Genomic DNA, 25311 nt, shown 5'->3' with positions numbered 1-25311 from the left:
GCTGTTGCGTTGACGGGCATTGGCATGCCCGCCCTTATTGCTGTCATGAAAGAGAGCGGATCGCTCAGTTTACGGCGAAGGGGATGCCCTCGAGCTTTTCCGGGAATTCCGGAACCGGCACCTTCATCCACTTGTCGTAGATCTTCTTCAGCTCGCCATTGGCCTTGATCTTGTCGATGAACGTATTGATCGAGGCGTTGATTTCCTTTTCGCCCAGACGCGTGCAGGCGCCGTTATAGAGCTTCTGGAATTCAAGCTTGTTTTCGAATTCGCCGGGGCGGGCCTTTTCGACGCGGTCCATGTAGAAGATGTTGCCGCCGAGCGCCTGCACCTGGCCGGAAGCCAGCGCCTGCACGCTTGCCGCATCGCCATCGAAACGGCGGATCGTGGCGGTGGAGGGCGCATTCTTCGTCACCTGCGTATCCTGCGCGGCACCCTTGGCGACGCCGATCGTGAGGTTCGCCATATCCTCATTGGTCTTGATCGAGGCGGATTTGGCGCCGATCAGTACGATGGCATTGGCGACATAGGGCTTGGAAAACTGCACGGCCTTGGCGCGGTCCGGCAGCATGGCCATCGTCGCAAAGAGCACGTCGACGCGGCCGGTGGTCAGCGCCGGAATGCGGTTGTTCACTTCCAGCGGCACGAATTCGACTTCGACGCCGAGTTCCTTGGCGTAGAGCGTGGCGATATCGGCATCCAGGCCATCCTGCTTGCCGGCGCTGGTGACGAAGCCCCATGGCGGGTTGTCGCCCTGGATGCCGACGATCAGCTTGCCGCGGGCCTTGATTTCTTCCGGGGTGACGGCGGCGGCCGGGTTTGCAAGCCCGATGGCGGCCACGAGAGCGGCGGCACCCAGCATGGCGCCACGCCGCGTCAGCAAAGACTTCAGCATTGGAATTCTCCTCCTTTTTGATGGCCGTCAAAAACGGCCTCACAGTCATCCTCTCCCGACTGTTCGCAACCATGTTTGCCAGAGGGACGGTCATAAATCAACATAGTTTTTGAAAATCATATGAGACTTTTCATTTGATCAATTGAATTGAAATCCTCACGACATTCGCCATAATGCCATCAGGAGGGTCGGTGGCTTTGTCCGTCGCGGCCCGAACGAGGAGGATTTGCAAGCCATGAAGACCTCGATTGCGACGGTGACGCTCTCAGGCGAATTGCCGGAAAAACTCGAAGCGATTGCGCGCGCCGGCTTTGACGGCGTGGAGATTTTCGAAAACGACTTCCTGGCCTTTGACGGCAGCCCCGCCGATGTCGGCCGCATGGCGCGGGATCTCGGCCTCACCATCACGCTGTTCCAGCCCTTCCGCGATTTCGAGGGCATGCCGGAGGGTTTGCGCAGCCGAACCTTCGACCGGGCCGAACGGAAGTTCGACATCATGCAGGAACTCGGCACGGATATGGTGCTCGTCTGCTCCAATGTCTCGCAGGCAGCTCTTGGCGGCATCGACAGGGCAGCGGCCGATTTCCACGAGCTGGGAGAACGAGCGGCCAAGCGCGGCCTGAAGGTGGGTTACGAGGCGCTTGCCTGGGGCCGCTATGTCAACGACCACCGCGATGCCTGGGAGATTGTGCGGCGTGCCGATCACGAGAATGTCGGGCTGATCCTCGACAGTTTCCACTCGCTGTCGCGCAAGATCGACATCACGTCCATCCGCTCGATCCCCAAGGAAAAGATCTTCATCGTGCAGCTTGCCGATGCGCCGCTGATCGATATGGACCTGCTTTACTGGTCGAGACATTTCCGCAACATGCCGGGCGAGGGCGATCTGCCGGTGACCGAATTCACCGAGGCCGTGGCCTCCACGGGCTATGACGGCTTCTTCTCGCTGGAGATCTTCAACGACCAGTTCCGCGGCGGCTCGACGCGCGCAATCGCCGCCGACGGCCATCGCTCGCTGATCTATCTCGCCGACCAGATCCGCCGCAAGGTGGAGACGCCAGTCGGCATCGACATGCCCGCGCGCGCTGCCGTCAAAGGCGTCGGCTTCATCGAATTCGCCACCGATGACGAGGAGGCGGTGGAGCTCGTCGGCATTCTGGAAGCGCTCGGCTTCCGCAAGGCCGCCGTGCATCGCTCCAAGAAGGTGACGCTCTTTCAGCAGGGCGATATCCGCATCCTCATCAATGTCGATCCAGCCGGTTTTGCCAATGCCGCCTATGCGGTGCACGGCACGTTTGCCTATGCGGTGGCGCTGATCGTCGAAGACGCGGCGGAAGCCTATGCCCGCGCACTGGCGCTCGATGCCGAACCCTTCACCCAGGCCGTCATCGAGGGCGAGTTGCAGCTGCCGGCGATCCGCGGCGTCGGCGGCGGGCTGATCTATCTCATCGACGATAAAAGCCCGCTTGGCCGCTTCTCCGAGATCGATTTCGAGCCGGTGGCGGAAGAGGGCGAAACAGGCGACGCCGGCCTCCTGCAGGTCGATCACATCGCCCAGACCGTCGCCTATGACGAGATGCTGACCTGGCTGCTCTTCTACACCTCGATCTTCGAGACCCGCAAAACCCCCATGGTCGATATCATCGATCCCGCTGGCGTGGTGCGCAGCCAGGTGATCGAAAACGAGGCGGGGACGCTTCGCATCACCATGAACGGGGCCGAAAACCGCCGCACGCTCGCCGGCCATTTCATCGCCGAGAAATTCGGCTCCGGCATCCAGCATCTGGCATTTTCGACATCAGACATCTTCGCCACGGCCGAACGCCTGCGCGAGAAAGGCTTCAAGCCGTTGCCGATCTCGCCCAATTATTACGACGACGTGGAGGCCCGCTTTGGGCTGGAGCCGGAGCTGACCGAGCGGCTGAAGGCGGAAAATATCCTCTACGACCGGGATGGGGAGGGGGAATATTTCCAGCTCTATAGCGGGACATACGGGGAGGGCTTCTTCTTCGAGGTGGTGGAGCGCCGTGCCTATCGCGGCTATGGGGCGCCGAATGCGATTTTCCGGATTGCGGCGCTGAAGAAGCAGATGCGGCCGGAGGGGATTCCGAGGGATGCGGGGTGAGGGAGTGCTCCGAGCACCCTCTCTGGATTGCCGGACTGCCGGATTTGTGCCACGGGTCTCGACCTGTCCTTCAGGCCTTACAGGTGTTTGACACCATTGTGCGGCGTGCCGCGGGGCACCCCCCTCTGTCCTGCCGGGCTGCCGGGGTCGAGCCACGGGTCTCGACCCGTCCTTCGGACCCCCCACAGGTGGGGAGATTGGCTGGGAGCCCCGGTTTCCCCAAAAATGAACGTTGCAAACTGTGCAACGTCAAAGATGTGCGAAGGTCACGCCTCTGGCCAATCTCCACCCTTGTGGGGGAGATGTCCGGCAGGACAGAGGGGGGTGTCCCACGGCACATAGCGTAATGGTGTCAAACACTTGTGGCGCCAAACGCATCACCCAGCAGTCCACCAGCACAGAACCCGCCGTCACCCAATCCGCCCACTCTTCAGCACATGCGCCACACCGCTCTGCACATGCCTCACGATCACAGCCCTTGCCCCCTCGACATCCCGCTTCAAAGCAAGCTCGAACAACAGCTTGTGATCATCCACCACCGCCTGCCCGCGAAAGCTCTGCGCCAGCATATGATAGCGCAAAAACCGGTCGAAGACCGAGGACAGCGTCGCCATCAGCGTTGCCGAATTGCAGGCGGAGACGATCGCCTGGTGGAATTCCCAGTCATAGCGCACCCAGTCGACGGTCCTTGAGGCATCGCCCGCCAGAAGCTTCCTCTCGGCGGCTGCCAGCTTGTGGTGGGCGGCGACGATGCGGCCTTCCCATTCCAGGTTTCCGGCGGCAAAGGAAAGCCCGATCGCGTGGGTTTCGAGCACGGTCCGGAGATCGGCAAGCTCCTCCAGCTCCTTGACCGAGGCCGGGCTTACCTCGAAGCCGCGCTGTCCCTCGGCAAGCACGAGATTTTCCATGGCAAGGCGGCTCAGGATCTCGCGCAGCGAGGATACGCTGATCGAATAATGCTCCTTGGCCTGTTCGAGCTTGATCTTGGCGCCGGGGGCGAGTGCCCCGGATATGATATCCTGCCGGATCTGCCGGAAGACGACATCGCTGATCGTCTCGGAGGCTTCGCTTGCCATTTTCGGCATGGGTTTTTCGTTGCGCATCAGGCCGTCATCCCCTGGCCTGCGCGGGCAGGGCCGACAGCAGCCCTCTGCCGAGCGCATGTTCGACGCCCGCCTGAATATGGCGCTGCAGGATTTCCTTGGCGGTCTTGCTGTCGCGCTTGAGGGCAGTCTCCAGTAGCTGCCGGTGCTCCTCTTCCGCCACGCTGCCGCGATAGGAGAGCGCCACCATCTGATAGCGCAGGTATTTGTCGAAGACGGAAGAATGCGTCTCCATCAAAAGCCGCGAGCCGCAGGCGGCAATCAGCGCCTGGTGAAACTCCCAGTCATAGCGCTTCCAATCCTCCGCTTGGCTGGTATCGCCCGTCGCCATGACCTTTTCCATGCGGGCCAGCTTGTAATGGGCGGAGACCAGCTGCGCCTCCCATTCCACATCCCCCTGTTCGAAGGATTGTTCCAGCGCGTGTTCCTCGAGCAGCAATCTCAGCGCCGCGATCTCCCTGAGATCGGCGACGGAAACGCCGGCAACCTCAAACCCCCGCTGCCCCTCGGCAACGACGAGCCCTTCCGAGGTCAGCCGGTTGAGGATCTCGCGCAGCGTGCTGACGCTCGTGCCGTAGGCGCCTTTGAGATTTTCCAGCTTCAGCTTCTGCCCCGGCGCAAGCCGGCCGAAGATGATATCCGCGCGAATCTGCCTGTAGCCACTCTCTGCGACGGACTCCTCGATATCTTCCTGCCGCATGCTTGTCTCCGAGATTTTCCATTTTCTCCTATATAGCGGGAGAAGTCGGGTGCGTTCAATGGAAAACGGATTTTGGGTTAAAGAGCGGGTGAGGCGAAATGCTGCAGGGCGGCAATCTGCCTAGGTTCGGCGCCTTTTAGAGCGGCATTCACGTAAGGCAAGGTTTATGAGGTAATGTGTCCCGAAACATTACAAAGGCTTGACTATTGCCTCAACCGGAGTTCCATTGTGCGACGCAGCATAGGAGCAACGATGGAACTTTCGTCAAAACTCGTGAAATCCGTTGCCTACGACCCGTCGACTGGGGTCCTCGACATCGAGATTCGCCTCAAGGGCCACCGCAGATATTTCAACGTGCCGCTGGTCGTCTATGAAAACCTGATCACGGCCACGTCACCTGGCTGGTATTATACGCGCCATATTCGCGATGCCTATCCTCGCTCGGCCGAGGGTGCCGAAGGCCGCGCAAAACAGGTGCTTCGCATGGTCACCGGCAAGCGCGGTCAATTGTCCTGATCGCGCCTGCAAGACATTGAGATGATGCAGGCCGGATCGTTCGGTCCGGCCTGCAGGCCCCTGTTGTCAGGGGCTTGCGCGCTGCGGCGAATCCGGCGAGCATCCTGTTATGCCGACCCTTAAACAGCTTTCCATCGCCCTTGGCCTCCTGACCAGCGACCATGCTCCCGTTCCCGACGAGGACGGATGGAAGAACTATGTCTGGCGCGTCCACGCGGCGCAGGAATGCCTTTCCCTCGAGAATGGATATTGCAAGCTCGTCGAGGACAAATGGGATTGGAAGCGGCCGCAATATTACAGCTTCGCCTTCCGCACCGACCCGAAGACCAACTCTGTCACCTCGCGAATCACGCTCAGGAACGAAGACCCTGAAGATGACGATCAGGTCTGCGTCGTCGCGGGCTTCCTCAATGCGGCCGGCGAGCAAGTGGGCATTTTTTTCGTCAACTGGCGCGCGCTGCCCGGACGCTCCTATACGCGCGAGGCGCCGATCTGGCTGACCACCGATGTCCGCGATATCGTAACCGTCGCCGTCGGTACGAAGCAATGCGACGTGAAGGCGATGGCGGATGCCGAGAATTTTTACAGGATCCGGCTCGAACTGAAGCAACGCTGACGATGCAGGGCAGGTGTGCCGGACGGGGGGATGGTGTGACCTACAATTTCAGATTTTCTCTATTCGCAGCAATTCTTGCGATCGCTTCTGCAGGCCTTGCTTCTGTTGACTGCGCCACCGCGGCGGAGCTGCCGGCCTTCTGGAAGAAATCCATGACGAACGATCCGGCGGCGAATTATTACGTCGCCCAGGCGATGAAGCCGCTCGACAATCCGGATGCCCAGACATTGAGGGTCGTGAAGCTTGCCAGTTCGCTCGCCACTCTGTGCAGCGGCGCCTCGCTCAACAAGAAGGCGCTCTACGCCTATATGACCCAGACCCGCTTTGCCGAGATCAAGGGCAAGGCCTATAACGAGGCGGCCTTTCTTGCCGACAGCACCTTCCGCTATTTCGATTACCGCGCGCTTGCCCATCTCTGCGCGGGAAGTGCCTATCTCTTCGGCCCGAACGGGCATCTTGCGCCGGGATTGCTCAAGGCCGGAAAGGGCAAGCCGAAGATGAGCTACGATCCCGAAAATCCCTTCATTACCCTGCCGCCGCTGGCGCGCAGATCCTGAGCGCCGGCCCAAGCTGAAGCAGCGCGGACAGCGGTGGGCGAGGGGTGGCCACAATTCTAGCAATTCTATTGAAAGTCGCCGCCTGGTTGCGGGGGCGGAAGCGTATAGCCGAGATTGCCGATCCTGCCACCTTTTCTGACACCGATCGTTCCTGTTGAACGCGGGTCCGCCGGCTCATGGTGGAATGATGCGGCGATGATGAAAATCCCGAGCGCAAGCGCAATGAGCGGCGGCGCAACGAAGATGATCAAGAGGTAATTCTGTGGCTTCATCGCGTATCGTAGCAGGTGAGCTCCTCACCTGAGCAGCGCTTTCTTCGCTCGGTTGCAATCCGCAAGCTCCAGTGGACTTTCCTGCTGTCCACTCTGACTTGCCCGCTGCCGATGCTGCAAACTCAGCAGGAGACGAACCTGGATCTTTCTTCCATCTCCTACCCCGGCTTTCCATCAAAAGATATAACGACTGTCACATCCCGGTTGCAAACCGGCGGCGGATGGCATTGCGGCTAAATAATTGTTCGCAACTAACTATTATGGGCAATTTGTCAAGATCAGCGTCATCAGTAACTATGTAGCCAGCCTGGCTATCGCCTAAAGCGAGCAATAGTCCTTCACATCGGGAACAATTCTATTCGGATGTCACAATGACCTGGACTTCCTTTGAGTGTCACAAGGTGCGGAAGGTGAAGTACAATGAGAGCGATCGGAGCCTTGAGATCCTTTACGCCGATGGTGGCAGCGCCCAAGCAAGCGGCATCACGCTATCCCGCTACGTACAGCTGATGTCTACGCGACCCGAAGACCGGGATATCTTTTTCCAGAATATCATCGAGCCATATATCGTCGCGCGCAGGAAGCCACCCCCGTCTCCAGTCACGATCCTGAAGTTCGTCGCCGCGGCGCTGCTGCTGGCCGTGTTATTGTGGTTTCTTTTCTAGAGCATTTCCATTTTCTTCGAGTCATGGAAATGCTCTATCTCTTTGTTTTCACGCAATTGCGGACGCAAAACCGCTGCGCACTTTTGCTGGAATTGCTCTGGTTTATCGACCACATCATAATCACGGCAAAATCCGCACGCTAAACTGTGCCGCGCAGAGGTGTGCCGCGGTTTTGCGATCACGACATGCGGAAAACAGAAACTCAAAGCGCGGTCAGCGAATCCCCGATATCGCGACACGCTTTGCAGCGAGGCTCGAAATGACGGACTTTGTGACGCGGTTGCTCCCTTGCGCGATCGCCGGACTAATGCTCTGGGCTGCGCCCCAGGCGAATGCCGCTCCAACCTGTGATCCCGTTCAGGCTCTCGTCGCGCAAACCCCTGTCATCGAGCAGTCTCCCGCCCGGGTCATGAAGGCGAAGCATCAGCAGAAAATCTCCGGCGCGCTCGATGTGGCGATCTTCGGGGATTCCCTGGCGGAGAACTGGGGTCCCGATCTCAAGCGGGATTTTGGAGCCGCAAGCGTCGGAAACTTCGGTATCTTCGGCGACCATATCCAGGAGCTCCTCTGGCGCCTCAAGGAAATGCCGCCGGCAATTAAGCCCAAAGACATCGTCCTCATCATCGGAACCAACAACCTGTGGGATGGCTCCTTTGCCCCCTGCGGTGTTTCGCAGGGTGTGGTGGCGGTCGTCGATGAGCTCAGAAGCCGCTGGAACGACAGCCCGATCTATGTCGTGCCCATCCTTCCGCGCGGATCGGGCTTCACCTTCCGCGCCAAGGATCGCCTCGAAGTGAATGCAGACATCGAACGGGACCTGGCTGGGAGAACCGGCGTGACGCTTGTCAAGATCGACGAGGATGAGCTGACATGCGGCTTCGCCAAGCAGGGGTGCGCGAATTATGCCGTTGATAAACTGCACCTTTCGCCGGACGGATACAGGATATTGAGGTCTTCGCTTGGGAAGGCTGGGCTGCGGTAAGCAGATCGGTGGGACTTGTCGCGGGCTTGAGCTGAAACAGCGGTGGTGATGATCGGAATTTGCGTCTTTCGGGCGCAACATTGCTGTATTTTCGGCCCTGCGGGAAGCTGGCTTTCCTCCATTTTGATGGACGAGGTGCCGCCCTATAGTATCGATATATTTATATGATCTAAGATATTGCTGCGCTGCAACGGTATTAAATATTTGCTAACCAATACTTTGACTTCTGGTTGTGTCTGTGGAAGAAATCCCGCGTGCGCAGATTTTTTGTGGGGTTTTAATGGGAACGATAGTTTTTACTCAGACTGGCGATGAATCCTTCGGTCAGTTTATCGATGACACGACATTTACGGGTGGATCGACCGATACTTCCCTGGCCATAGGTTCTTTCAATACCTCGCTCGGACTTACTCTCGGATCGGGGGATTCGCTGGCCTATTTCTGGGGCGACATCGCCATGAACCAGGCCTTTTTTGACGGTCAATCGTCCGATACGCCGCTGAATACCTATGGTTTGATCGCTGATCAACTCACCATCTACGGGGGCAATGGCAACAATCACATCGAAGTAGCGAACGCAGAGACTACGAACATCTATACGGGTGCCGGCAATGACTACATCAAGATAAGTCGGGGCATGGCCGCCTTCATCAATCCCGGCGCCGGCGCCGATACAATGATTGGAGGAGGCGAGAGCGACACCTATTTCGTTGACGACGCCGGCGATCAGGTCATCGAGCTCGGCGGCAAATTTGGTCTTCCCGATAGCGTCAGGACAACGCTTCAGACTTACACTCTCGGGGCCGACATCGAAGAGCTCTGGCTTTACGGAACTGATGCTTCAGGCTACGGCAACGAACTCGATAATCGTATTTATGGCTTCGCTGGCAACAACGTCCTCAATGGCTTCGCCGGCAATAACTATCTCGACGGTGGTGACGGCAACGACAAGTTCCTCGTCACCAGCGATCATTCGCGCAATAGCATCTTCGGCGGCACTGGCGACGACACGCTGGTCTACAAGCAAGGCCTTGGCGGAGGAGAGGACCCATTTGCATTCTTCCACGGCCAATCAGCAAGTTTTGACGGTCAGGACGGCACTGACAACGCTGCACTCGACTTCTCGCTTGCGCAGTCCGTTACCGCAACGGTGAACGGCAACTCCGTCGTCTACGATATCCTCGGCGCCGACGGCTACCACTCGGCAGTCTGGCTGACCTCGGTGGAGCGCGTGAACATCATCGGTTCGGCCGCCGCCGACACGTTCTACGGCACGTCAGGCAATGACTGGATCGACGGCGGCGCCGGCGCGGACACGGTCCATGGTTCGGCCGGCGACGACGGCTATGTCTTCGACAATGCCGGCGACCGGGTCGTCAACGAAGCGGTCGGCGGCGGCACGGATACGATCTGGGCTTCGGTCAGCGTCAATCTCAACGACAATGCCTTTGTCGAAAACCTCCGGCTGTCCGGCACTGCAATCAACGGCATCGGCAACCAGCTCGCAAACATGATCACGGGCACTGCCTCGGCCAATATCATCGCCGGCGGTGCCGGCAATGACAGCCTCTATGGCAAGGGCGGCGCCGATACGTTCCATTTCAACGAAATGGGCGCGGCCAACAAGGACTCGATCTGGGACTTCGATGCCGACGACAAGATCTCGCTCGGCTCCGTCTTCACCGGTCTCGACAAGGACAATAACGGCGTTGTCGACGACGACGCCTTCCTCGTGCTCGTCAAGAACGGCCCGAAGGTCAGCGGCGATCATGCGGTCCTCACCTACAATGCCGCCACCGGGGTGCTCTCCTACGATCACGATGGCGTCGGGAAGGATGCCGCTCAGGACATCGCCTTCGTCGGCCTCAACAAGGCGTTCTTCGACCATAGCGATATCCTGATCAACAGCTCTCTGCTGGTCTGAGGAGCGCAGTGACCGCATCTGAAACGGCCGGCTTTCGCCGGCCGTTTTTCCTTGTCCGGCAGGCGATCAACGGCAATTGCCAAACCAACGCGTGCAGCGGCATGACTTTTGCAAGGTTACCGATATGTGAGTTGGTCGGGAACCAAGCGTAATGAAATGGGACACTTCAGCATCGTTCGATCCAATCATCCTTGTCTTCAAGGACGAGAACAGACGCCTGATCGTCCGAACGGTCGGGGAAGCCGCCAATGCACTGATGAGGGAATGGCCGTCCGACGATGGTGAGGAATTCCTGTCTGCCGTGAAAGCCTGCCTGGACGTGATGACCGGTAGAGCCGGAGCCGACGAGCTCAGAGCGGCCATCATCCGGGCCGCAGACGAAGCTGGTGTTACGGCGCTTGCCGTTCTTCACTGACCGGGAGGAACGCTCCGACGATTGACTGGCAGCGGCGATGAGTGTACTCGACCCGCCGCCATGCTCAGCCCCGATGAGGTGGCATGGGGGAGGCCCGGTCAGCACGAGGGATCGGGCCTCTGCCTGCCCGCAGATTCTGGCGAAACGCGCTTGAAAATCCGCCATCCGAAATTATCTCGAATCCCGATTTCCAATGATGGAGGGATCGAATGATTGAACGTCACATAAGCGGGCGCGATCAACCGATGACGTCGGAAGACCTCGCCATTTGCCAGCGCGTGCTGGATGCCGTGCAGGCGGAATTTCAGCTTGCCAGGGATGATGAGGAGACGGCGCGCATCGCCGCAATTACCATCGAACTGTTCCGCGAGGGCGTGCACAATTTCGACCAGTTGAAGGTTTTGGTCTCTGCCGCCAGAGGCAAGGTCTGATCGGAACTTTTAGATATCGGGTCAGTTAAGGTCGCATGGACCGCGCGGCGGATGCACGTCCGCTTGACCCTTCAATCACCCCGGCCGCGCGGTCTGACCTTTCCTCGGAAAAACTTGCCCGCTTCGGCGGGCCTCTTTTTGCGATTTCGCCGTCGCCGCTTTTATTTGTCAGAGGGACGCCGTTTTCAAAGAAGGTCCGCTTCAACTCACAAGGGCGTCGAAATCAGAGCAAAGGTATCGTTACAGAGAGGACAGCAACGAGCGATGCAACGAGAACGGATGTCTCGATCATGAATACGACTATCTGCCTCGTGGACATTTCTGGAAAAAGCGATTTCATGATTTTGCCTCAGTTAAAATATTATTCTATCATCGACTACAGTATCATCAAATTACACGAATAGTTTTTTATTTTCGTATTTTCTAAAGTTTTCGCGTCTCGCGGTTCGCCTCGTCGAATCTCACTCGCACTATCGGTTCGGATGTGCGGTCGTGCAGGAGGGCCGGCGCGGCGTGTGGGACTTTAGTCCGATTGAAGACCGCGATCTGCCCGCTAATTTCTGTTCGGCTGATGCCTCCAGAGTCAGCACGAAAAGGGTGTCTCTTTCCTGACCCCGAGCACCCTTTTCAACTCCTTCTCCTGGGAAGTCCGCCAACACCCCTTGTCGGGCTTCGTTTTGGGGTGGCGGGTCAGGCCGCCAGTTCCGAGACAGCTCTCGGACTGCCGATCTTGCGGATGATCGGCGCCCCGATTTTAGCGACCCCGGTGCCGCACGTGTTGCGGCGGTGTCTTGGGATCAGCAGGTTGCCGAGGCGGATGTTCGTCATCGTCAGCCTAGGCGGAGGCCAGAGTTTCGAACCGCGGATGAGCGAGCGATTGCGCCCGTCGACGTATATGACGGAGTCGGCAAGGACATAGCTTGCGTCGGCGTCAAGTCGGCGGTTGCCTCGAGCATGGTCGCTTCATCGTGGGGCGCCGGGAGGCAGACCTGAGTATGTCAACCGGAGGAGGTAACCGATTGCAAGAGCAATCAGCGGCGGTCCCAATACGATAAACGCGGCCAGCTTCGTCAAGATATAGCGATCTGTTGTCTTGGCCCAGCCCAAAGACCAATATCGAGCGGCTGAGATCTCGTTGAACGACGCATTCTTATATTCTGGCCATAGTGCTTTGAATTGCTCTTCGCCGTACCAGCACGCTAGGTCGTACCCTTCATAGGGTCGCGATTCCATGGCTCCGCCGGGTCGCGCATTTCGTAATCGACGGCAAACGTGCCACGGGCCTCGACGCAGCGCACCGGCAACTTGGTCAAGGCGTATTCTTCTACCTTAGTCTCCCCCGCCCACCACAAATCATTGGTGACGAGCGGCCAGCAGACTGATGAAAGAGTGACGATCCAGGCGAGCGTAAAGTACTGCCACAGCTGGATGAACCGACGCCAGATATTCACTGTGCTCTCTTCGACGAGATATTCGCTCTTGCGTATTGACCCCTTTGAGACTCCCTGATGGCGTCGATATTGAGGTTCTTTCTTGCGAGGGAACATAGTTGCGCGGCAGAGATGCTCTCGGGCTTGACGATCATGTGTATCTCGGCGTCGCTCACTCCCAAATCGTTGGTCACCACGTCATACATGGTCGGTATGTCCATCCTTGCAATCGGGGCGTGATTTTTCCCATCCGCATAGGCCAGCCGCTGGGCCTCGAGATAACGCGGATAGATTTGCGTCTCTTCGAGAATTGACAGGGTTTTCAGAGACAATTGTTGGCGGAGGAGTTCAAGGCATCCTTGCGGATAGTTTTTGCTGAGGAAATCAATGATTTCATTCGTCTTTCTTACCACCTCGATCGCCGCGGCGTCGCCAGCGCGTGAGAATGCACGATCGCGATATTTCCAGACAACCGCGACCATTTCTCTTTGAGCAGCATCTGCGTTTCCGGCCTGAAACATCCTGTCTATCTTGCGCGCTTCAGGCATATGATCCTTGAGGATTGCATATGCCACTGGGTTGCGAGCTCTAATTTCGTCGATCCATAGGTTGACGGTGTCGGCCTCACGATATTGTGCGTTTGCGCCTGACGCCAATAAGGCTAGCGAAACCAATAGAAACAATAGCTTTTTCATGTAATCCCCCAATGCTTCCTGCAGCTTAACGAGAAGATCAGGGAATAGAAGATCCGCTGCCAGCAAAGCTTCAGACGACGCTGGCGTTACAGCGCTTGCGGTTCTTCATTGGCCTGAAGGAACACTCCGGCGATCGACGATCGGCGGTGATGAGGGTAGTGGACCTGCCGCCTTGCGGTATTTAACCTTACCGGTTGACCTTGATCTGATTTTCTCTCGGCCTTGTTGCATTGCGCGATTTACGTGCAATTTCCAGCCTGATACCGCTCCCTTCGGGTTGAGCTTCCGGGGTCGGGTGGAATGGGCATCGAGCAGGTGTTTGAAGAAACGCAGCAGGTTTACGACATAGACGAGTTGATACAGACCGTTGCTGTGAACAAAGGCAACGTTTCCGGTATCGTCAGCTCAAAGGACAAGGTCGTCAAAGAAGCGATTTCGCCTCGGGGCGTAGACGCCCGGGAAGGCGATGGTTGGTCCATGAGAGATGAGATCCATCCGACACCACGCTCCCGCCTGAAGGCGGGCCTGCAGCCGATCATTCGCCGGCCCTCTGCCGCATCCGTTGCACTGCACGTGGCAATGGCTTTCATTGCGAGGCTCTTCGGCAAGAAGGTCCTCGCTAGCAGATGAGGGTAGCGGATGCCACAACCGATCGCCTGATGTCGGTGGAACGGCTGTTTCTGGCCTTGGCTACTTGCCGCATGAGCGATGCGCTGGCCGGAGGCATCGAATTAGTCGGCGTCGGACTTTGGTCCGATTGCAGACTGCGGTCTGTCCGCTAATTTCTTTCCTGCTGGCGCCTTCAGAGTCGGCAAGAAAAGGGTGTCTTTCCCTGACCGGGAGGCACCCTTTTCCACGCGGGGTCGCCACATCAGACCTTGGTCCCTGTTTTCCGTAGTAACTGCTGTCCTATTTCACTCCCACCCAGGGGGAGAATGAATGAGCCATGTTCTGGTGGATTTTGTATGCCTACTTGTCCTTGCAGGCCTTCATTTTAGCAGGGATATTGCTCTTGTTGCTGAGGGACAAACCGAAGGCATCCAGGACACCCGCTTCAGATGCGGCGGGGGTCAGGTCGCCAGCTTCCATGCGGCCCGAGGATCAGCAGCAAGCTTACGAATGATCGGCGCCCCGATCTTTGCGACCCCCGTACCGCCCGTATTGCAGAGGTGCCGCAGGATCAGCAAATTATCGAGCCGGATGTTCGTCATCGTCAGCCCGGTCGGGAGCCAGAGTTTCGAGCCGCAGATGAGCGAGCGGTTGCGCCCGCCGATGTAGTTGCCCGTCGTCCAGCCGCCGCCGGTCACGGTCACGGTGTTGCCGATCTGGACAGGGCCGCGGATGGAGCTGTCGAGGTAGTCCCAGCCGGCCCAGTCGTTGAGCTCGACCGGGATCTGGATTTCGAGCCAGTCGCCGGCGGCTAGCCCAAGGCTTGTGAGGCTGAGAGCGGACGGCAGGCCGTAGGTCACGCTGTGGAAGGCCTGCGCGTCGTTGACAGGCGTGATCGTGATGACCTGCTTCTCGTTTCCTGTTGCCACCACTTCCTTGCTGCCGACATAGGTCGAGGTGCCCGTTCCGCGCACCAGGCGCATACCGGTGGCGACATCGCCGGTGACGTTGGTCTTGGTGCCGGTGATCCCCGGCGTGCCCTTGGGCGGGAAGATATTGTAGGCAGCGAGCGGATCGAGCGAGCGAGTTTCTCCGGCCGAGACCATGCCCTGCAGGACCGGGAGGAGAATATCCGATCGTTTTGCCATCAGGTCGGGCTTGGGGTGAAGCCCGTCGACGAACATGGCCGGCGAGATGCCGGAGGCGGGGCCATCAAGCGCAAGCGTGTTGCAGAGCATGACGCCTTCGCGGCCCGCCTGCGCTGTTATCCACGCATTGATGCCGTTAAGGATGCCGGGCCAGGCCGGATCGTCGGTGCCGGGCTGGTCGTCGAGTGTGTTTGTCCAGCTCAGTGTCTGCAAGATCACGTAGATGCCGGCATCGACGATGCGCTGCACTTGGGTGTCGAGGTCCGCAAGGATCTGCGCAAGCGTCCTGCTTCGGACGATATCGTTGTAGCCGATGTCGATATAGACGATGTCCGGCTTCTGGCCGAGGGCATAGGCCGTGCGGGCCAGCGTGCCGGGAAACTGCGCTTCCAGGCCGGGAACGGGGAAGAGGCAGTCGCCCGATTTTCCGCCCATGGCGCCCGAGAAGGCGGCAAAGGAACTCGGCGCGAAGAAGGGATGGGCGAGCTCGGCGAACATGTCGAGATTGAAGCGGCCGTCGGCTGCCTTGATCCAGGAGAGGACCGTGCGGCCGTTCTCGTAGAAGCCGGTATGGCCATTGGTCGCTGTCTGCCCGGCCGTATAGGTCTGCGCGGCACCGAGCCCGATGAAGCTGTGGCCGAGGCCCATGATTTTTGCGCCGGCCGCCAGAGGCAGGGCCGGAAGCGGCACGGCGACATCTGCGCCCTTCACGGGAATGACCGGCGCATTGCCGTAGAGGCTGCGCCCGTCCGATATCCTGACCGCGCCGAGCACGGGCAGGTCGTTGTAGATGGTTGCGCCATCGCTGACGATCTCGATGCCGAGAACAGGCCTATTGTCGGTAAACAGGGTGGCGTCGCCCACATCGCGGATGCCGATGACGGGGCGGTTGTTGAACATCTGCGTGCCGTCGGCAACGATGACGACGCCCTGGACGCGCTGCATATTATAGAGTTTCGCCATCGGCGCTCTGCCTTCGCTCGGAGAAAAAAGAGCGGCCGAAGCCGCCCGAGGTGGCCCATCAATCGACAGGCGGGGAGGAGTTCTGGATTTCCGGCGCCAGCCAGTCAGGGGCGGGGCCGCCAAGGGCTTCCTGCACGCCATTGCCATCAGGCTGGGGAGACGTGGTGGATTTGGCGGGCTTTGCGGCCGGCTTTTTGTCCGATGGTTCCGCATCCGCTTTGCCGCCAGCCTTATCGCCGGATCGGGCAAGCCGCACCCATGTCGGGCGGCGCTTCTCGTCCTTCCAGAGCACGTCCGGCAAGCTGAAACGCTCGCCGGGTTCGCGTCTGGCGCCGCCGAAATAGCCGCGCTCGGTGGCGACGACATCAACCATGCGAGGGAACCCCAGCCGTGAAGCCGGCGGTGATCTTGCCCGTGGTCGGCGCAGTCCCCGTCACGGTGTAGAGCAGGCGCAGGTAAAGCTCATCCGTGCCGCGCGGGATATGGCTCGGCGGGATGATCTTGCCGGCCTTGAGATCGGCGAGGTTGAGCGTCGTTGATATGACCGCCTTCGGCGAGGGGAAGGCCTCGTTATCGTCGGTCTGGATGGTGACGGCGAGTGAGGTGAGGTTGTTGAAGCTTTCCACCACCTGCATGAGGAAGGGGATCGGTTCGCCCTTGCCGATATCGCGGGTGAGGCCGGCCTTGATCGGGCCGAGATTGATGACATTGGTGCTGGGGCCGGTTGCGGTGATAACCTGCGCGTCCGAAAGCAGCGTCTGCCGGTCGAAAATCATGTCGAATGCCTTTCGTTGAAGGAGGGTGCCCGCCGCTCATCACGGCGGGCTTGAGGAAGACGATCAGGCGAGCGCCGGAACGGCCGCTTCGGTGTTGAGGATGGCGTCCGTCTCGCGGATCGGGATGCCGCGATAGAACTTCACTTCCTGGCCCTCGACGAACTGCGTGGTCAGGTGCACGGTGTTCTGCCGGTCGGAAGTCAGCGCGCGGTCTGACGACTGCACGTCAAGCACTTCGAGCACATCCTTGTTCATGTAGATCGCGATGCGGCTTGCCTTGGCGTTCAGCCGGCGCGACTGCAGGCGGTAGTAGCCCTTGCGCAAGAGCGACCAGAGATCGACGGTGCCGGCCATCATGTCTGACACGTCGATATTGGCGACACGGGCATTGTAGCGCCAGTCCTTCACGGCTGCACCGATATGCCAGGTGTAGAGCGTTTCCTTGGCATAGTAGGGGTCGCCATTGGCATCCAGCACGCGCTGCTCGCCCTTGTCGTCGATCTTCACGCCGGCCTTGGTGCCCTTGGGGTAGAGAAGGTGGGTGGCATGGTCGCCCCAGGTGACGAACCAGATCGAGGTATTGTCGGCACCCGTGCCGCCGCCATGGACGACCTGGTTGGCGATGTTCGGCTGCACGACATTCGGCAGGTTGGGATTGTAGGCGGAGTAGCGGGCAGACAGGCCCTTGAACTTCTCCGGCGTCGTTGCCGTATCATGGTAGAAGAGGCCGGAAGCCATTTCCTGGCTCAGGGACTCGATGAAGGGCATGGTATCGACGAGGCGGGCCTTGGCCTTGTCAGGTGCGAGATCGAGCAGGCGCATGTCGATTTCAGAGCGGGCATGCACGAAGCCGGTGGTGTCGTCCACCTGCTGCATCGTCGCCTTCGACTGCTTGATGCCCTGGTAGAGCCGGCCCCAGGAGACCGAGGGCAGGCCGGTGCGCACCATATGGCGGTGCACCGCATCCATGTTGCATTCGACGGCCATCGCGTCGTCGAGGATCGGGTTCTGCTGGGAGAGAAGCTCGATGACGGCGCCTTCGGCAGAGCCTTTGAATGCGTCAACGAGGTTGGGGTAGTAGCTGCCAATGGTGGCCATGTCTTATCAGCCCTTCGGTGCGTCTTTGGGAAACATCAGGTGCGCGGTTTCGGCCTTCCGGCCGTTTCCGCCCGCGCCGCCATTCGGTGGGTTGTCCTCCTGGATCATCGATCCGACCTTTGCGAAAATTCTGATCATTTCGGGGTGGTTGCCGCCGCCGCTGGTGTTGAGGTATTCGCGCAGCGCCGGCGTGCCCAAGCGGGAGAGGGCGCGTTGGGCGGAGCCCACGGTGCCGCCCCATTTGGCGCCGCCGATCTCGCGATCCTTGCGCGCCTCGTCGGCCCAGCCCTGCACACGGCCGGCCCAGGCTTCGCCGGCTGCCCTGCCGCGCCGGCCCTGGATCTCGATGAAGCGGTCGGCCAGCTGCTGTGCCTGCCTGACGGTGAGGCCGAGATTGTGAAAGTCGGGGCCGAGCGCTTCGATCAACTCCTGATCCACCTCGATGCCCTCAGGCATGGTGAGGGAATAGCGGCCATCGTCGGGCACGCGATCGGCCGGGTCGTCGGTGGCGGTGTCGTCGGGCTTGCCGGTGTCGCGGTCTTCGGCGTCAGCGTGGTCATCGCCACCAGTGTCACCGTCAGGTGATGCCGCATCGTCCGGGAAGAGAATGGTTTCCGGCGAGGCGCCCGTATCGCCGCCACCGCTGCCATTGCTGCCGCTATTTGGGCCTTCGGCGCTCATCAGGATTTCCGGCCTGCCGATCTTAAGCATTGCTGTCATGGTCTTCGCCTTCCTCGCTTGCGGCGCGGCTTGCCGCCACTGCCTTGTCACTTGCCCTGAGATCCGCGATTGCCAGCAGCAGGCGCGGGTAGAGTGTCGGGTCGATGCGGTCGAGTTCGGCGATCAGCCGCCGACCGGCGCCCTGCTTGCCCAGCGTGTAATGCGTGGCGTTGACGAGTTCCCCCGCGTAAGCCTCCTGGTAGATCGCGCATTGTTCCAGCATCCAGAAGAGCACACGCTTGCCGGATGCCGTGGCGAAGACCTCGCGGAAGGCCGCGGTGATCTCATCCCGCTCGACGTTGTGGGGCAGAGACGGTTGATCCTTAAAATGATCCATCAGGCGAGACCCAGCTGGCGCAGAAGCGCTGATCCATTCGGGTTGTCATTGGCATCGGCCAGTACCTGTGCGGCCTTGGCGCCCTGATTGAGGGCAGGCGCCACCTGCGAGGCCATCTGTGCCGTCTGCGCCGCCTGCATCTGCTGGGCCCGCTGCGCGCGGATATCCTCCACCTTGTCATCGGCAAGGATCATCGAGGGCGGGGCGCCGATCGCATCGAAATAGAGATCGATCGCCTCGTCGACGTCGAGCTTGTCGAGCGCTTCGGGCTTCACCGCCGAGACCTGGCCCATGAAGGCCACACCGCGCTCGATCGCACCTGTCGCAACCGCCTGCTGCGCCTGGGCGAGCGTGGAAATATATTCCACCTTCAGCTCCGTGCCCTGCAGCTCCGGCGGGGGCGGCGGCAGCTCTTCGCGGGCGGCGAGGATGTCGAAGGTGCGGTCGATGGTCGGCCCGAGCTGGTCGCCGAAGACGTTTTCGAGCACGGGGCCGAGCTGGAGCAGCTGCTCTTCCTTACGCTGGGTGAGCTCGAACTGGTTGCGCGGCTGCACGCCTTCCATATTGGTGATGGCGAAGAAGAGATCGGCAAAGAAGGTCTTCTCGATGCGGTTCTGCACTTCCTGGATATCTTCGCGCAGTTCCGCCAGGCTGAGGTTCACCTCCATCGCCGGGCGGAAACCCTTGCCGGTCGGATCATCCACGTAGTTGACGGCACCCGGCAGCAGCGAGGCCGGGCTGTTCTGCATCGAGGTCGGCGCGTTCATCGGCGGGCGCACCTTCTTGTCGATGCCTTCGAGCTTTCGTGTCTGCTCCAGCTGCAGCATCCTGATATCGCCGAGCGCCTTCTGGCCGGGCGACAGCGCGTAATGATCGTCTTCGGAAAGTTCCCAGGCGGGCGCGATGATCGGGTTGGAATCGAAGCCGCTTTCTTCCAGCAGCTCGGAGCCGATCTCGTCGATCCAGTAATTGGAGAGGAAGGGCTTATTGCGCTTGTCGATCAGCTTGGGGTCGCGGTCATAGCGCGGCTCGATGGCGTGATAGACATCGAAGCACTCGCCATATTTCGACGTGTCATAGAGGCTCTTCAGCCGCTCCGGCACATTGTCGTAACCGAAGCGCTCGATGATGCGCTGCACGCTCCAGCGGAAGGTGCGGTAGAGCGTGGTCGCTTTGCCCTTGTGATCTCTCGCGATCCAGAAGCGGCCATGCACCAGCTGCTGCACGCGGATCACCGTTTCCTCGTCTTCCACGAGGATGGCGACCGACTGGCCGAACTGGCCGAGATCGCCATAGCCGATATGGAAGGCGCGGTAGAGATTGGAGGCGGCAAAGACCTCGCGCATCTTGTCCTGCACGGCGGCGAGATAGACTTTGACGGAATCCCGCTTCTTCAGATCGGGATCGAAGGTCGTCAGCCGAAACCAGGGTCGCGCCGGCGAGGTGAGCCCGGAATGCATGCCCGATTTCAGCGTCTCATAGGCATGGGTGCCGGTGCTGTCGATGATCTTGTCACGCGAGCGCGGGCCTTCCCGGCCGGAATGGAGCCTGAGCCGCGTCGGCTCGATATGCTCTGCCAGTGCCCGCCACTCGGCCTCCCATGGCTGGCGAACCTCCTTCAGCTCATTCAGCCGGCGGCGGTGATAGGCTGTCTGCGTCTCGTTATCGCGACGATGATTTTCCATGCTGATGTCAGCCTCTATTGCCCGAGCAGCGTCTTCTTGAGCGTATTGCCCGAGAGCGCCGGCGACTGTGTGTCGGCAAGCGGCGGCGCGCCCGAAGGCGAGGTGAGAATGGTCGAGGGCGCCCCCTTCACCTTTTCGGAGGCGCGGCGCGCGGCAGCGGACTGGGCTGCGGCATAATCAGGCGTCTTCTGCTGGGCGTATTCGGGCGGCGCCTGCGGCGGCTCAGCTTTCGGCGGCGAAGAGAACATGCACATAGGGTCATCCGATCGTCAGAGGTGAGCGGTTGAACCGGATGGAGGAGGGGCCATCCAGCCCGGTTCGGCGTCGATGGGAGGCAGCGTTACGGGTGAAAGGTTGTGGGGGTGACATGGGGTGGGGATCTAGCGCTGTGCCGTGTGACACCCCCCTCTGTCCTGCCGGACATCTCCCCCACAGGTGGGGAGATTGGCCAGAGGTTTGACCTTCGCACACCATAACCGTCGAGTAGTTTGCGACGTTTATTGTTTGGGGAAACCCGTGCCCCAGCCAATCTCCCCACCTGTGGGGGAGATGCCCGGCAGGGCAGAGGGGGGTGTCACACGGCACAAGGCCGGGACTGTCATGGATTCCGTGCGTGAGGCCATGATTGTGAAGCGGCACCAAAGTCGGGCCCTGATGTCCGAAGGGATCTGATCGGCAGTTCCCCCCGCGATGACCACGGTTTCTTGCCACGATCTTGATAGTCCCGCCGCAGATGGTTGGCCGCAACCACACGCGTTGGGGCTTAAATATGATTCAGAATGAATTGATCACTGCGGCGGGAAAAGGCGAAATCTCCGCTGCTCCTCATCCGTACTCAGCGCCCGAAATCGCGGATCAACCACGGCAGTTCCGATTTCTCCTGCTCTGGAGAGTACTGACTTTCGTTCTGCGGGCCCGTTGGAAGCGCGGCGTTCTGTTCTGGTTTCGCTTTGTCGCCCATCCGCTCCTGACTATCAGCTGGTGGCGCTTCCTTGCGGGTTTTACCGCAGCACGAGGGTTTCCGGCCCCGCATGACGCGTTGCTGCAGAAACCATTGTCGAAATTCCTGGTTTACGGAATGCGCAATTCCAGGCGGCTCGCACTTCTCGTCGACCATTTCCTTGTTGCGGAAAAGATCCTGGCCAGGGAAACCATGATGAGGCTATGGCAGGGGGAACGGCTGGACATGGGTGTCGTGAACGGCCGCAATGAGGCCTATACGTGCCGCATCGCCCTGGCCGATCTTTGCGGCGGACGTCACGAGGGTGCCTTCGCCATCGAACTTGTCCGTACACGCGACAAGGCCCTCCTGTGCACAGGCAGGTTCACATTCCTTCGCCAGGGCTCCGAGCGCGGCTACACCTTTGTCATCGGCAGCATGCAGGGTCCTCGCAATGGCAAGCGGCTAATCGTGGAGGCGACCCGCGATCTCCGAGGCGTTCGCCCGAAGGAGGCGATCCTGATGGTGCTGCAGGGGCTGACCGTTGAAGGCGGCATGCCGCATTTCCTGGCCGTGTCGCGGGAGAGGCAGCCGATCCAGTACCGCCGCTCCAAACGGCGGTCCATGATGCTGTCGGCGATCGATGCGTTCTGGGCCGAGCGCTCCGCCGATCCTGAAGAGATCTACGGGTTCAGGGTGCCCAAGTCCGCAACCGGCGGAGCGGACAGGCGCAGCCGGAGCAAATCGCGTTTCCACATGGTCGGCGAACTGTTCCATTGAGGGCCGCCACGCCTCGTGCGCACTATGCCGGACGCAGGTGGATTGCGACCATCGCGCCGCCGCCTTCCCGGTTGGCGAATTCCAGATGTCCGCCATGGGCAAGCGCGATGGCCTGCACCACCGATAGTCCCAGTCCTGTGCCGCCCGTTGCACGAGACCGGGAGGGATCACCTCGCCAGAAGGGGTTCGTGGCTACGGCATCCAGGCCTTCAGGAAATCCGGGCCCCCGATCCAGAAAGCGGATGACGACGCTCTCATCCGGCAATTGCTCCGTTTCGCAGCGCAGCCAATTGCCGTCTGCGGCATAGCGGCAGGCGTTTTCCAGAAGCGCCAGCACGGCCTGGCGAATACGCGGCGAGTCTACCGATATAAAGGCTGGTTGCAGACCGGTTTCGAGCGTCAGCGTGCTGGTCTCCAGCATGGGTTTGGCCGATGTTAGGACCGATTCTACCACCTGCGACACGTCGGTCCGTTCACGCTCCATGACGAGTTTCTGGCCGATCGCCAGCGACAGGGTGCGCAGATCTTCAACAATTCTCCCGAGACCTTCCACCTGAACCAGGAGATCGGAGATCATCTTCCGGTCCATTGGAAAGACGCCATCGAGCATGCCCTGCAACGAACCCCGCAGGATCGTCAGTGGCGTGCGCAATTCGTGGGCGACGGCCATGTTGTTGAAACGCAGCCTTTTTTCCATGCTGTCGAGGCTGGTTGCGAGCGCATTGAAGGTATCCATGAGACTGGAGACCTCTCGGGTGGTGTGGCGCGAGGCAGCGACGCTCACTGAGAAGTCGCCGGATTTCAGGCCTTCGGCAGCAGATGTGAGTTCTGCGAGAGGCCTTGCGATCTGTCGCGCCAGAAATATCCCGATAATGGCGCAGACAAGGGCCGAAAGCAGGCCGCAGGTCAGAATCAGGATCTGGAGCTGGAAATCTGTCTGTTCTTCCTGCAGCCCATTGAGGTTAGCGAGGAGGAGCTTGAGCGAATCCTGGTCGGGGACGACGCCATTGTCCAGATCGCGATAAGCAGCCGCGGCTCTCGGTGGCAGGTTTTCAATGATGCTTTCCTCGAGATAGGTGGAATACCAGATGGCCCCGAGATAGGTCATGCCGACGCTGAGAAGCAGCATTACTCCGATGATGGCAGCGGTGACCGTCGCAAGCGGCAGCGAGGGGAGCCTGAATATCTTCATCTCGGATCCGAAAAACGATAGCCAATTCCCCTCACGGCACGAAAGAAGCCGTTCTGCCCCAACTCTTCCAGTTTGCGCCGAAGGTTGGAAATATGCGTGTCGACGGTGCGCACCAGAGCGTCGCTTTCCGGCAGGCAGGCGTCGAGAATATCGGCACGCGCAAAAGCCTGGGTCGGATGGCGTATCATATAGGCGAGAATTCGAAATTCACTGAGCGTCAGGGATAGGTGCGTGCGGCGCTCGTTGCTGGTGACAAACGCCGTGTAGCTGGTGAAATCGACCTCTATAGTCCCAAACCGCTTGATGACGTTGGCGTGTTCTCCCCGCGTCCGGCGCAAGACGGCTTTGACCCGGGCAACAACCTCCTGCGGGTTGAACGGTTTCATCACATAGTCATCGGCGCCAAGGCGCAGGCCGGTCAACCGATCGATGTCATCGGCAACAGCCGTCACCATGATCACCGGCGTCGATCCTGTCTGGCGCAGGCGCGCGAGCACGTCGAAACCATCGAGTTTCGGCAGGCGCACGTCAAGCAGCACAAGATCCGGTTTCAGATGGGCATGATGTTGAAGCGCTATTTCGCCGTCGCCTGCGCGAACGGTACGGAACCCGTCACGCAACAAATAGGCTTCCAATATCTGCGCGATTGCCGGTTCATCCTCAACGATCAGAACGAGACTGTTATCCACCCCAATGCCCTGCAGTTGTTCAATTGTCTTTGCCGGCTTTGCCGCCGGGCGCCCACTATCGCGGACAGGAAAGATTTCTGCAATTTGCAAGCGTGCTTTCAACAGCCAGGCAGCCTGTTCTCAACAGCGCCTTGATCCCTTCCTCGCCATTTCTTGACAATTCGAAACCAGCTTGCCGGCCGACTAGAGCGCCGTGCGTCCGTTCGGACACGCAACGGACGCTCTAACCCTTTGATTTGACGCATTAGGCTTTCCGAAAATCGATTCCGATTTTCGGGCCGATGCTGCAGCCTTCGGAGATACCGGCTTGCGAAAATTTGTGTTCGATGACTGGAATTCTGCCTCCAGCGGCGTGCCCTTGCCGGCAACGCCATCCACGGCTGACCGGGCGCTTGCCGTCATCGGCACGTCAATCGTCTGGGTCAGTTTCGTTTTTGTCGTCTTTCCCAATCTCGATCTCATGGTCTCGCGCTGGTTTGTCAGCGGACGGATCTTCTTTCTCGCCGGCAATCCCTTCTTGCGGGAGGTAAGGGATATCAGCCGTCTTGCACAACCCTATCTTATCGGCTCGATGATCGTGCTGATCGCGCTGCAGACGCTCGTGCCGGGACGAATGCGGTTCTGTTCGCCCGAGAAGCCCTTGTTCGTCCTCCTGAGCTTTGCCGCAGGTCCGCTCCTCACGGTCCAGACGCTCAAGGTTCTCATCGGGCGTGTACGGCCTCGTGACCTTGTCGAGTTCGGGGGAACCATGGATTTTACGCCGGTGTGGCAGTTTTCCGCCGCGTGCAGCCGCAACTGCTCCTTCCCTTCCGGCGAGGCTTCCGCAGCCGCGGCGTCACTGTCGCTGCTGGTTCTGGTGCCCGCCAGGCTCAGGTGGGCGGCCGCGATACTGCTGTTGCCTTGCCTCTCGTTTGTGGCGTTCAATCGCGTGATTTTCGGCGCTCATTTTCTTTCAGACGTCGTGCTTGGCTGGTTGCTGACGATGTTCGCCATGGCCTGGGTCTGGCGCTGGATGGATGAGTATGCAGTTTCAAAGCTTTGGCGGTGA

General features: G+C 59.8%; 29 protein-coding genes. 13 read left to right on the top strand and 16 right to left on the bottom strand.

Annotation, left to right across the window (positions count from 1 at the left end):
* Positions 1–64: 64 nt before the first annotated feature.
* Positions 65–895 (bottom strand): transporter substrate-binding domain-containing protein, encoded by an 831-nt coding sequence (locus tag PMI11_RS25520; RefSeq protein WP_007823086.1) that lies wholly within the window; start codon positions 893–895, stop codon positions 65–67.
* A 235-nt stretch (positions 896–1130) separates the two neighbouring features.
* Between PMI11_RS25520 and PMI11_RS25515 the strand changes: the two genes are divergently transcribed.
* Positions 1131–3020 carry a bifunctional sugar phosphate isomerase/epimerase/4-hydroxyphenylpyruvate dioxygenase family protein gene (locus PMI11_RS25515; protein WP_007823084.1) on the top strand — a complete coding sequence of 630 codons (1890 nt, stop codon included), beginning with the start codon at positions 1131–1133 and terminating at the stop codon, positions 3018–3020.
* A 410-nt stretch (positions 3021–3430) separates the two neighbouring features.
* Here PMI11_RS25515 and PMI11_RS25510 read toward each other — a convergent pair whose 3' ends face one another.
* Positions 3431–4123: a GntR family transcriptional regulator gene (locus PMI11_RS25510; RefSeq protein WP_007823079.1), complete on the bottom strand. Its 693-nt coding sequence runs from the start codon at positions 4121–4123 to the stop codon at positions 3431–3433.
* 7 nt (positions 4124–4130) lie between these two features.
* The gene (locus PMI11_RS25505; protein ID WP_007823077.1) at positions 4131–4823 is read right to left on the bottom strand and encodes a GntR family transcriptional regulator; all 693 of its coding nucleotides are present in this window, start codon (positions 4821–4823) and stop codon (positions 4131–4133) included.
* 252 nt (positions 4824–5075) lie between these two features.
* On the opposite strand from PMI11_RS25505, the gene PMI11_RS25500 reads away from it, so the two are divergent.
* The 3 genes from PMI11_RS25500 to PMI11_RS25490 all read left to right on the top strand — a co-directional run bounded on the left by PMI11_RS25500 (position 5076) and on the right by PMI11_RS25490 (position 6512).
* Positions 5076–5339 (top strand): KTSC domain-containing protein, encoded by a 264-nt coding sequence (locus tag PMI11_RS25500; RefSeq protein ID WP_007823075.1) that lies wholly within the window; start codon positions 5076–5078, stop codon positions 5337–5339.
* Positions 5340–5448: 109 nt separating this feature from the next.
* On the top strand, positions 5449–5955 hold the full coding sequence (locus tag PMI11_RS25495) for a hypothetical protein (RefSeq protein ID WP_007823067.1): 507 nt from the start codon (positions 5449–5451) through the stop codon (positions 5953–5955).
* Positions 5956–6107: 152 nt separating this feature from the next.
* Positions 6108–6512, top strand: coding sequence for a hypothetical protein (locus PMI11_RS25490; RefSeq protein ID WP_244430677.1), 405 nt, complete (start codon positions 6108–6110; stop codon positions 6510–6512).
* Positions 6513–6577: 65 nt separating this feature from the next.
* On the opposite strand, the gene PMI11_RS25485 is transcribed toward PMI11_RS25490, so the two are convergent.
* A complete protein-coding gene (locus PMI11_RS25485; protein ID WP_037072123.1) occupies positions 6578–6784 on the bottom strand; it encodes a hypothetical protein in 207 nt (68 codons plus the stop codon).
* 371 nt (positions 6785–7155) lie between these two features.
* Between PMI11_RS25485 and PMI11_RS25480 the strand changes: the two genes are divergently transcribed.
* The 6 genes from PMI11_RS25480 (at position 7156) to PMI11_RS37445 (ending at position 11605) form a co-directional block, all read left to right on the top strand.
* Entirely contained in the window at positions 7156–7449 is a 294-nt protein-coding gene (locus tag PMI11_RS25480) for a hypothetical protein (RefSeq protein WP_007823063.1), read from the top strand.
* A gap of 259 nt (positions 7450–7708) precedes the next feature.
* Positions 7709–8431 carry an SGNH/GDSL hydrolase family protein gene (locus PMI11_RS25475; protein WP_007823054.1) on the top strand — a complete coding sequence of 241 codons (723 nt, stop codon included), beginning with the start codon at positions 7709–7711 and terminating at the stop codon, positions 8429–8431.
* A 280-nt stretch (positions 8432–8711) separates the two neighbouring features.
* Positions 8712–10355 (top strand): calcium-binding protein, encoded by a 1644-nt coding sequence (locus PMI11_RS25470; protein WP_007823052.1) that lies wholly within the window; start codon positions 8712–8714, stop codon positions 10353–10355.
* A gap of 151 nt (positions 10356–10506) precedes the next feature.
* A complete protein-coding gene (locus tag PMI11_RS25465; RefSeq protein ID WP_007823045.1) occupies positions 10507–10770 on the top strand; it encodes a DUF982 domain-containing protein in 264 nt (87 codons plus the stop codon).
* Positions 10771–10979: 209 nt separating this feature from the next.
* Positions 10980–11201: a hypothetical protein gene (locus PMI11_RS25460; protein ID WP_007823043.1), complete on the top strand. Its 222-nt coding sequence runs from the start codon at positions 10980–10982 to the stop codon at positions 11199–11201.
* Positions 11202–11236: 35 nt separating this feature from the next.
* Positions 11237–11605 carry a hypothetical protein gene (locus PMI11_RS37445; RefSeq protein ID WP_157179694.1) on the top strand — a complete coding sequence of 123 codons (369 nt, stop codon included), beginning with the start codon at positions 11237–11239 and terminating at the stop codon, positions 11603–11605.
* Between the two features lie 795 nt (positions 11606–12400).
* On the opposite strand, the gene PMI11_RS25455 is transcribed toward PMI11_RS37445, so the two are convergent.
* Together PMI11_RS25455 and PMI11_RS25450 are read right to left on the bottom strand one after the other, a co-directional pair.
* Positions 12401–12652: a hypothetical protein gene (locus PMI11_RS25455; protein ID WP_007823037.1), complete on the bottom strand. Its 252-nt coding sequence runs from the start codon at positions 12650–12652 to the stop codon at positions 12401–12403.
* Positions 12649–13326 (bottom strand): hypothetical protein, encoded by a 678-nt coding sequence (locus PMI11_RS25450; RefSeq protein ID WP_007823035.1) that lies wholly within the window; start codon positions 13324–13326, stop codon positions 12649–12651. Before PMI11_RS25450 ends, PMI11_RS25455 begins: the two co-directional genes overlap by 4 nt.
* 300 nt (positions 13327–13626) lie before the next feature.
* Here PMI11_RS25450 and PMI11_RS25445 point away from each other — a divergent pair, with 300 nt between their 5' ends.
* Positions 13627–13956 (top strand): hypothetical protein, encoded by a 330-nt coding sequence (locus tag PMI11_RS25445; RefSeq protein ID WP_007823034.1) that lies wholly within the window; start codon positions 13627–13629, stop codon positions 13954–13956.
* Between the two features lie 440 nt (positions 13957–14396).
* Here PMI11_RS25445 and PMI11_RS25440 read toward each other — a convergent pair whose 3' ends face one another.
* The 8 genes from PMI11_RS25440 to PMI11_RS25405 form a co-directional block, all read right to left on the bottom strand.
* On the bottom strand, positions 14397–16046 hold the full coding sequence (locus tag PMI11_RS25440) for an SGNH/GDSL hydrolase family protein (protein ID WP_007823032.1): 1650 nt from the start codon (positions 16044–16046) through the stop codon (positions 14397–14399).
* Positions 16047–16104: 58 nt separating this feature from the next.
* Positions 16105–16419: a hypothetical protein gene (locus PMI11_RS25435; RefSeq protein ID WP_037072117.1), complete on the bottom strand. Its 315-nt coding sequence runs from the start codon at positions 16417–16419 to the stop codon at positions 16105–16107.
* On the bottom strand, positions 16412–16822 hold the full coding sequence (locus PMI11_RS25430) for a Bbp16 family capsid cement protein (protein ID WP_007823031.1): 411 nt from the start codon (positions 16820–16822) through the stop codon (positions 16412–16414). The genes PMI11_RS25435 and PMI11_RS25430 overlap by 8 nt, the downstream gene beginning before the upstream one ends.
* A 63-nt stretch (positions 16823–16885) precedes the next feature.
* Positions 16886–17920: a major capsid protein gene (locus tag PMI11_RS25425; protein WP_007823025.1), complete on the bottom strand. Its 1035-nt coding sequence runs from the start codon at positions 17918–17920 to the stop codon at positions 16886–16888.
* Positions 17921–17926: 6 nt separating this feature from the next.
* On the bottom strand, positions 17927–18640 hold the full coding sequence (locus PMI11_RS25420; protein WP_007823023.1) for a hypothetical protein: 714 nt from the start codon (positions 18638–18640) through the stop codon (positions 17927–17929).
* Positions 18624–18977: a hypothetical protein gene (locus PMI11_RS25415; RefSeq protein WP_007823021.1), complete on the bottom strand. Its 354-nt coding sequence runs from the start codon at positions 18975–18977 to the stop codon at positions 18624–18626. The genes PMI11_RS25420 and PMI11_RS25415 overlap by 17 nt, the downstream gene beginning before the upstream one ends.
* Complete coding sequence (locus tag PMI11_RS25410) at positions 18977–20662, bottom strand: portal protein (protein ID WP_007823019.1); 1686 nt, start codon at positions 20660–20662, stop codon at positions 18977–18979. The genes PMI11_RS25415 and PMI11_RS25410 overlap by 1 nt, the downstream gene beginning before the upstream one ends.
* Before the next feature lie 14 nt (positions 20663–20676).
* Positions 20677–20916: a hypothetical protein gene (locus PMI11_RS25405; RefSeq protein ID WP_007823017.1), complete on the bottom strand. Its 240-nt coding sequence runs from the start codon at positions 20914–20916 to the stop codon at positions 20677–20679.
* A gap of 515 nt (positions 20917–21431) precedes the next feature.
* On the opposite strand from PMI11_RS25405, the gene PMI11_RS25400 reads away from it, so the two are divergent.
* Positions 21432–22382: a DUF535 family protein gene (locus PMI11_RS25400; protein ID WP_157179693.1), complete on the top strand. Its 951-nt coding sequence runs from the start codon at positions 21432–21434 to the stop codon at positions 22380–22382.
* Positions 22383–22404: 22 nt separating this feature from the next.
* Here PMI11_RS25400 and PMI11_RS25395 read toward each other — a convergent pair whose 3' ends face one another.
* Positions 22405–23574, bottom strand: a complete 1170-nt coding sequence (locus PMI11_RS25395; RefSeq protein WP_007823015.1) for an ATP-binding protein — start codon at positions 23572–23574, stop codon at positions 22405–22407.
* Positions 23571–24263 carry a response regulator gene (locus PMI11_RS25390; RefSeq protein ID WP_007823014.1) on the bottom strand — a complete coding sequence of 231 codons (693 nt, stop codon included), beginning with the start codon at positions 24261–24263 and terminating at the stop codon, positions 23571–23573. Before PMI11_RS25390 ends, PMI11_RS25395 begins: the two co-directional genes overlap by 4 nt.
* 307 nt (positions 24264–24570) lie before the next feature.
* On the opposite strand from PMI11_RS25390, the gene PMI11_RS25385 reads away from it, so the two are divergent.
* Positions 24571–25311 (top strand): phosphatase PAP2 family protein, encoded by a 741-nt coding sequence (locus tag PMI11_RS25385; protein WP_007823013.1) that lies wholly within the window; start codon positions 24571–24573, stop codon positions 25309–25311.

This window comes from Rhizobium sp. CF142 (assembly GCF_000281145.1).
Taxonomy (GTDB): Bacteria; Pseudomonadota; Alphaproteobacteria; order Rhizobiales; family Rhizobiaceae; genus Rhizobium.
The sequence above is the reverse complement of the archived record's forward strand: the minus strand, read 5'-3'. Positions and strand labels throughout refer to the sequence as shown.

Bases quoted from the DNA above. Each gene is read 5' to 3' on its own strand.
- PMI11_RS25520 (WP_007823086.1), bottom strand. From the start codon at position 895: ATGCTGAAGTCTTTGCTGACGCGGCGTGGCGCCATGCTGGGTGCCGCC.
- PMI11_RS25515 (WP_007823084.1), top strand. From the start codon at position 1,131: ATGAAGACCTCGATTGCGACGGTGACGCTCTCAGGCGAATTGCCGGAA.
- PMI11_RS25510 (WP_007823079.1), bottom strand. From the start codon at position 4,123: ATGCGCAACGAAAAACCCATGCCGAAAATGGCAAGCGAAGCCTCCGAG.
- PMI11_RS25505 (WP_007823077.1), bottom strand. From the start codon at position 4,823: ATGCGGCAGGAAGATATCGAGGAGTCCGTCGCAGAGAGTGGCTACAGG.
- PMI11_RS25500 (WP_007823075.1), top strand. From the start codon at position 5,076: ATGGAACTTTCGTCAAAACTCGTGAAATCCGTTGCCTACGACCCGTCG.
- PMI11_RS25495 (WP_007823067.1), top strand. From the start codon at position 5,449: ATGCCGACCCTTAAACAGCTTTCCATCGCCCTTGGCCTCCTGACCAGC.
- PMI11_RS25490 (WP_244430677.1), top strand. From the start codon at position 6,108: ATGACGAACGATCCGGCGGCGAATTATTACGTCGCCCAGGCGATGAAG.
- PMI11_RS25485 (WP_037072123.1), bottom strand. From the start codon at position 6,784: ATGAAGCCACAGAATTACCTCTTGATCATCTTCGTTGCGCCGCCGCTC.
- PMI11_RS25480 (WP_007823063.1), top strand. From the start codon at position 7,156: ATGACCTGGACTTCCTTTGAGTGTCACAAGGTGCGGAAGGTGAAGTAC.
- PMI11_RS25475 (WP_007823054.1), top strand. From the start codon at position 7,709: ATGACGGACTTTGTGACGCGGTTGCTCCCTTGCGCGATCGCCGGACTA.
- PMI11_RS25470 (WP_007823052.1), top strand. From the start codon at position 8,712: ATGGGAACGATAGTTTTTACTCAGACTGGCGATGAATCCTTCGGTCAG.
- PMI11_RS25465 (WP_007823045.1), top strand. From the start codon at position 10,507: ATGAAATGGGACACTTCAGCATCGTTCGATCCAATCATCCTTGTCTTC.
- PMI11_RS25460 (WP_007823043.1), top strand. From the start codon at position 10,980: ATGATTGAACGTCACATAAGCGGGCGCGATCAACCGATGACGTCGGAA.
- PMI11_RS37445 (WP_157179694.1), top strand. From the start codon at position 11,237: ATGGACCGCGCGGCGGATGCACGTCCGCTTGACCCTTCAATCACCCCG.
- PMI11_RS25450 (WP_007823035.1), bottom strand. From the start codon at position 13,326: ATGAAAAAGCTATTGTTTCTATTGGTTTCGCTAGCCTTATTGGCGTCA.
- PMI11_RS25445 (WP_007823034.1), top strand. From the start codon at position 13,627: ATGGGCATCGAGCAGGTGTTTGAAGAAACGCAGCAGGTTTACGACATA.
- PMI11_RS25440 (WP_007823032.1), bottom strand. From the start codon at position 16,046: ATGGCGAAACTCTATAATATGCAGCGCGTCCAGGGCGTCGTCATCGTT.
- PMI11_RS25435 (WP_037072117.1), bottom strand. From the start codon at position 16,419: ATGGTTGATGTCGTCGCCACCGAGCGCGGCTATTTCGGCGGCGCCAGA.
- PMI11_RS25430 (WP_007823031.1), bottom strand. From the start codon at position 16,822: ATGATTTTCGACCGGCAGACGCTGCTTTCGGACGCGCAGGTTATCACC.
- PMI11_RS25425 (WP_007823025.1), bottom strand. From the start codon at position 17,920: ATGGCCACCATTGGCAGCTACTACCCCAACCTCGTTGACGCATTCAAA.
- PMI11_RS25420 (WP_007823023.1), bottom strand. From the start codon at position 18,640: ATGACAGCAATGCTTAAGATCGGCAGGCCGGAAATCCTGATGAGCGCC.
- PMI11_RS25415 (WP_007823021.1), bottom strand. From the start codon at position 18,977: ATGGATCATTTTAAGGATCAACCGTCTCTGCCCCACAACGTCGAGCGG.
- PMI11_RS25410 (WP_007823019.1), bottom strand. From the start codon at position 20,662: ATGGAAAATCATCGTCGCGATAACGAGACGCAGACAGCCTATCACCGC.
- PMI11_RS25405 (WP_007823017.1), bottom strand. From the start codon at position 20,916: ATGTGCATGTTCTCTTCGCCGCCGAAAGCTGAGCCGCCGCAGGCGCCG.
- PMI11_RS25400 (WP_157179693.1), top strand. From the start codon at position 21,432: ATGATTCAGAATGAATTGATCACTGCGGCGGGAAAAGGCGAAATCTCC.
- PMI11_RS25395 (WP_007823015.1), bottom strand. From the start codon at position 23,574: ATGAAGATATTCAGGCTCCCCTCGCTGCCGCTTGCGACGGTCACCGCT.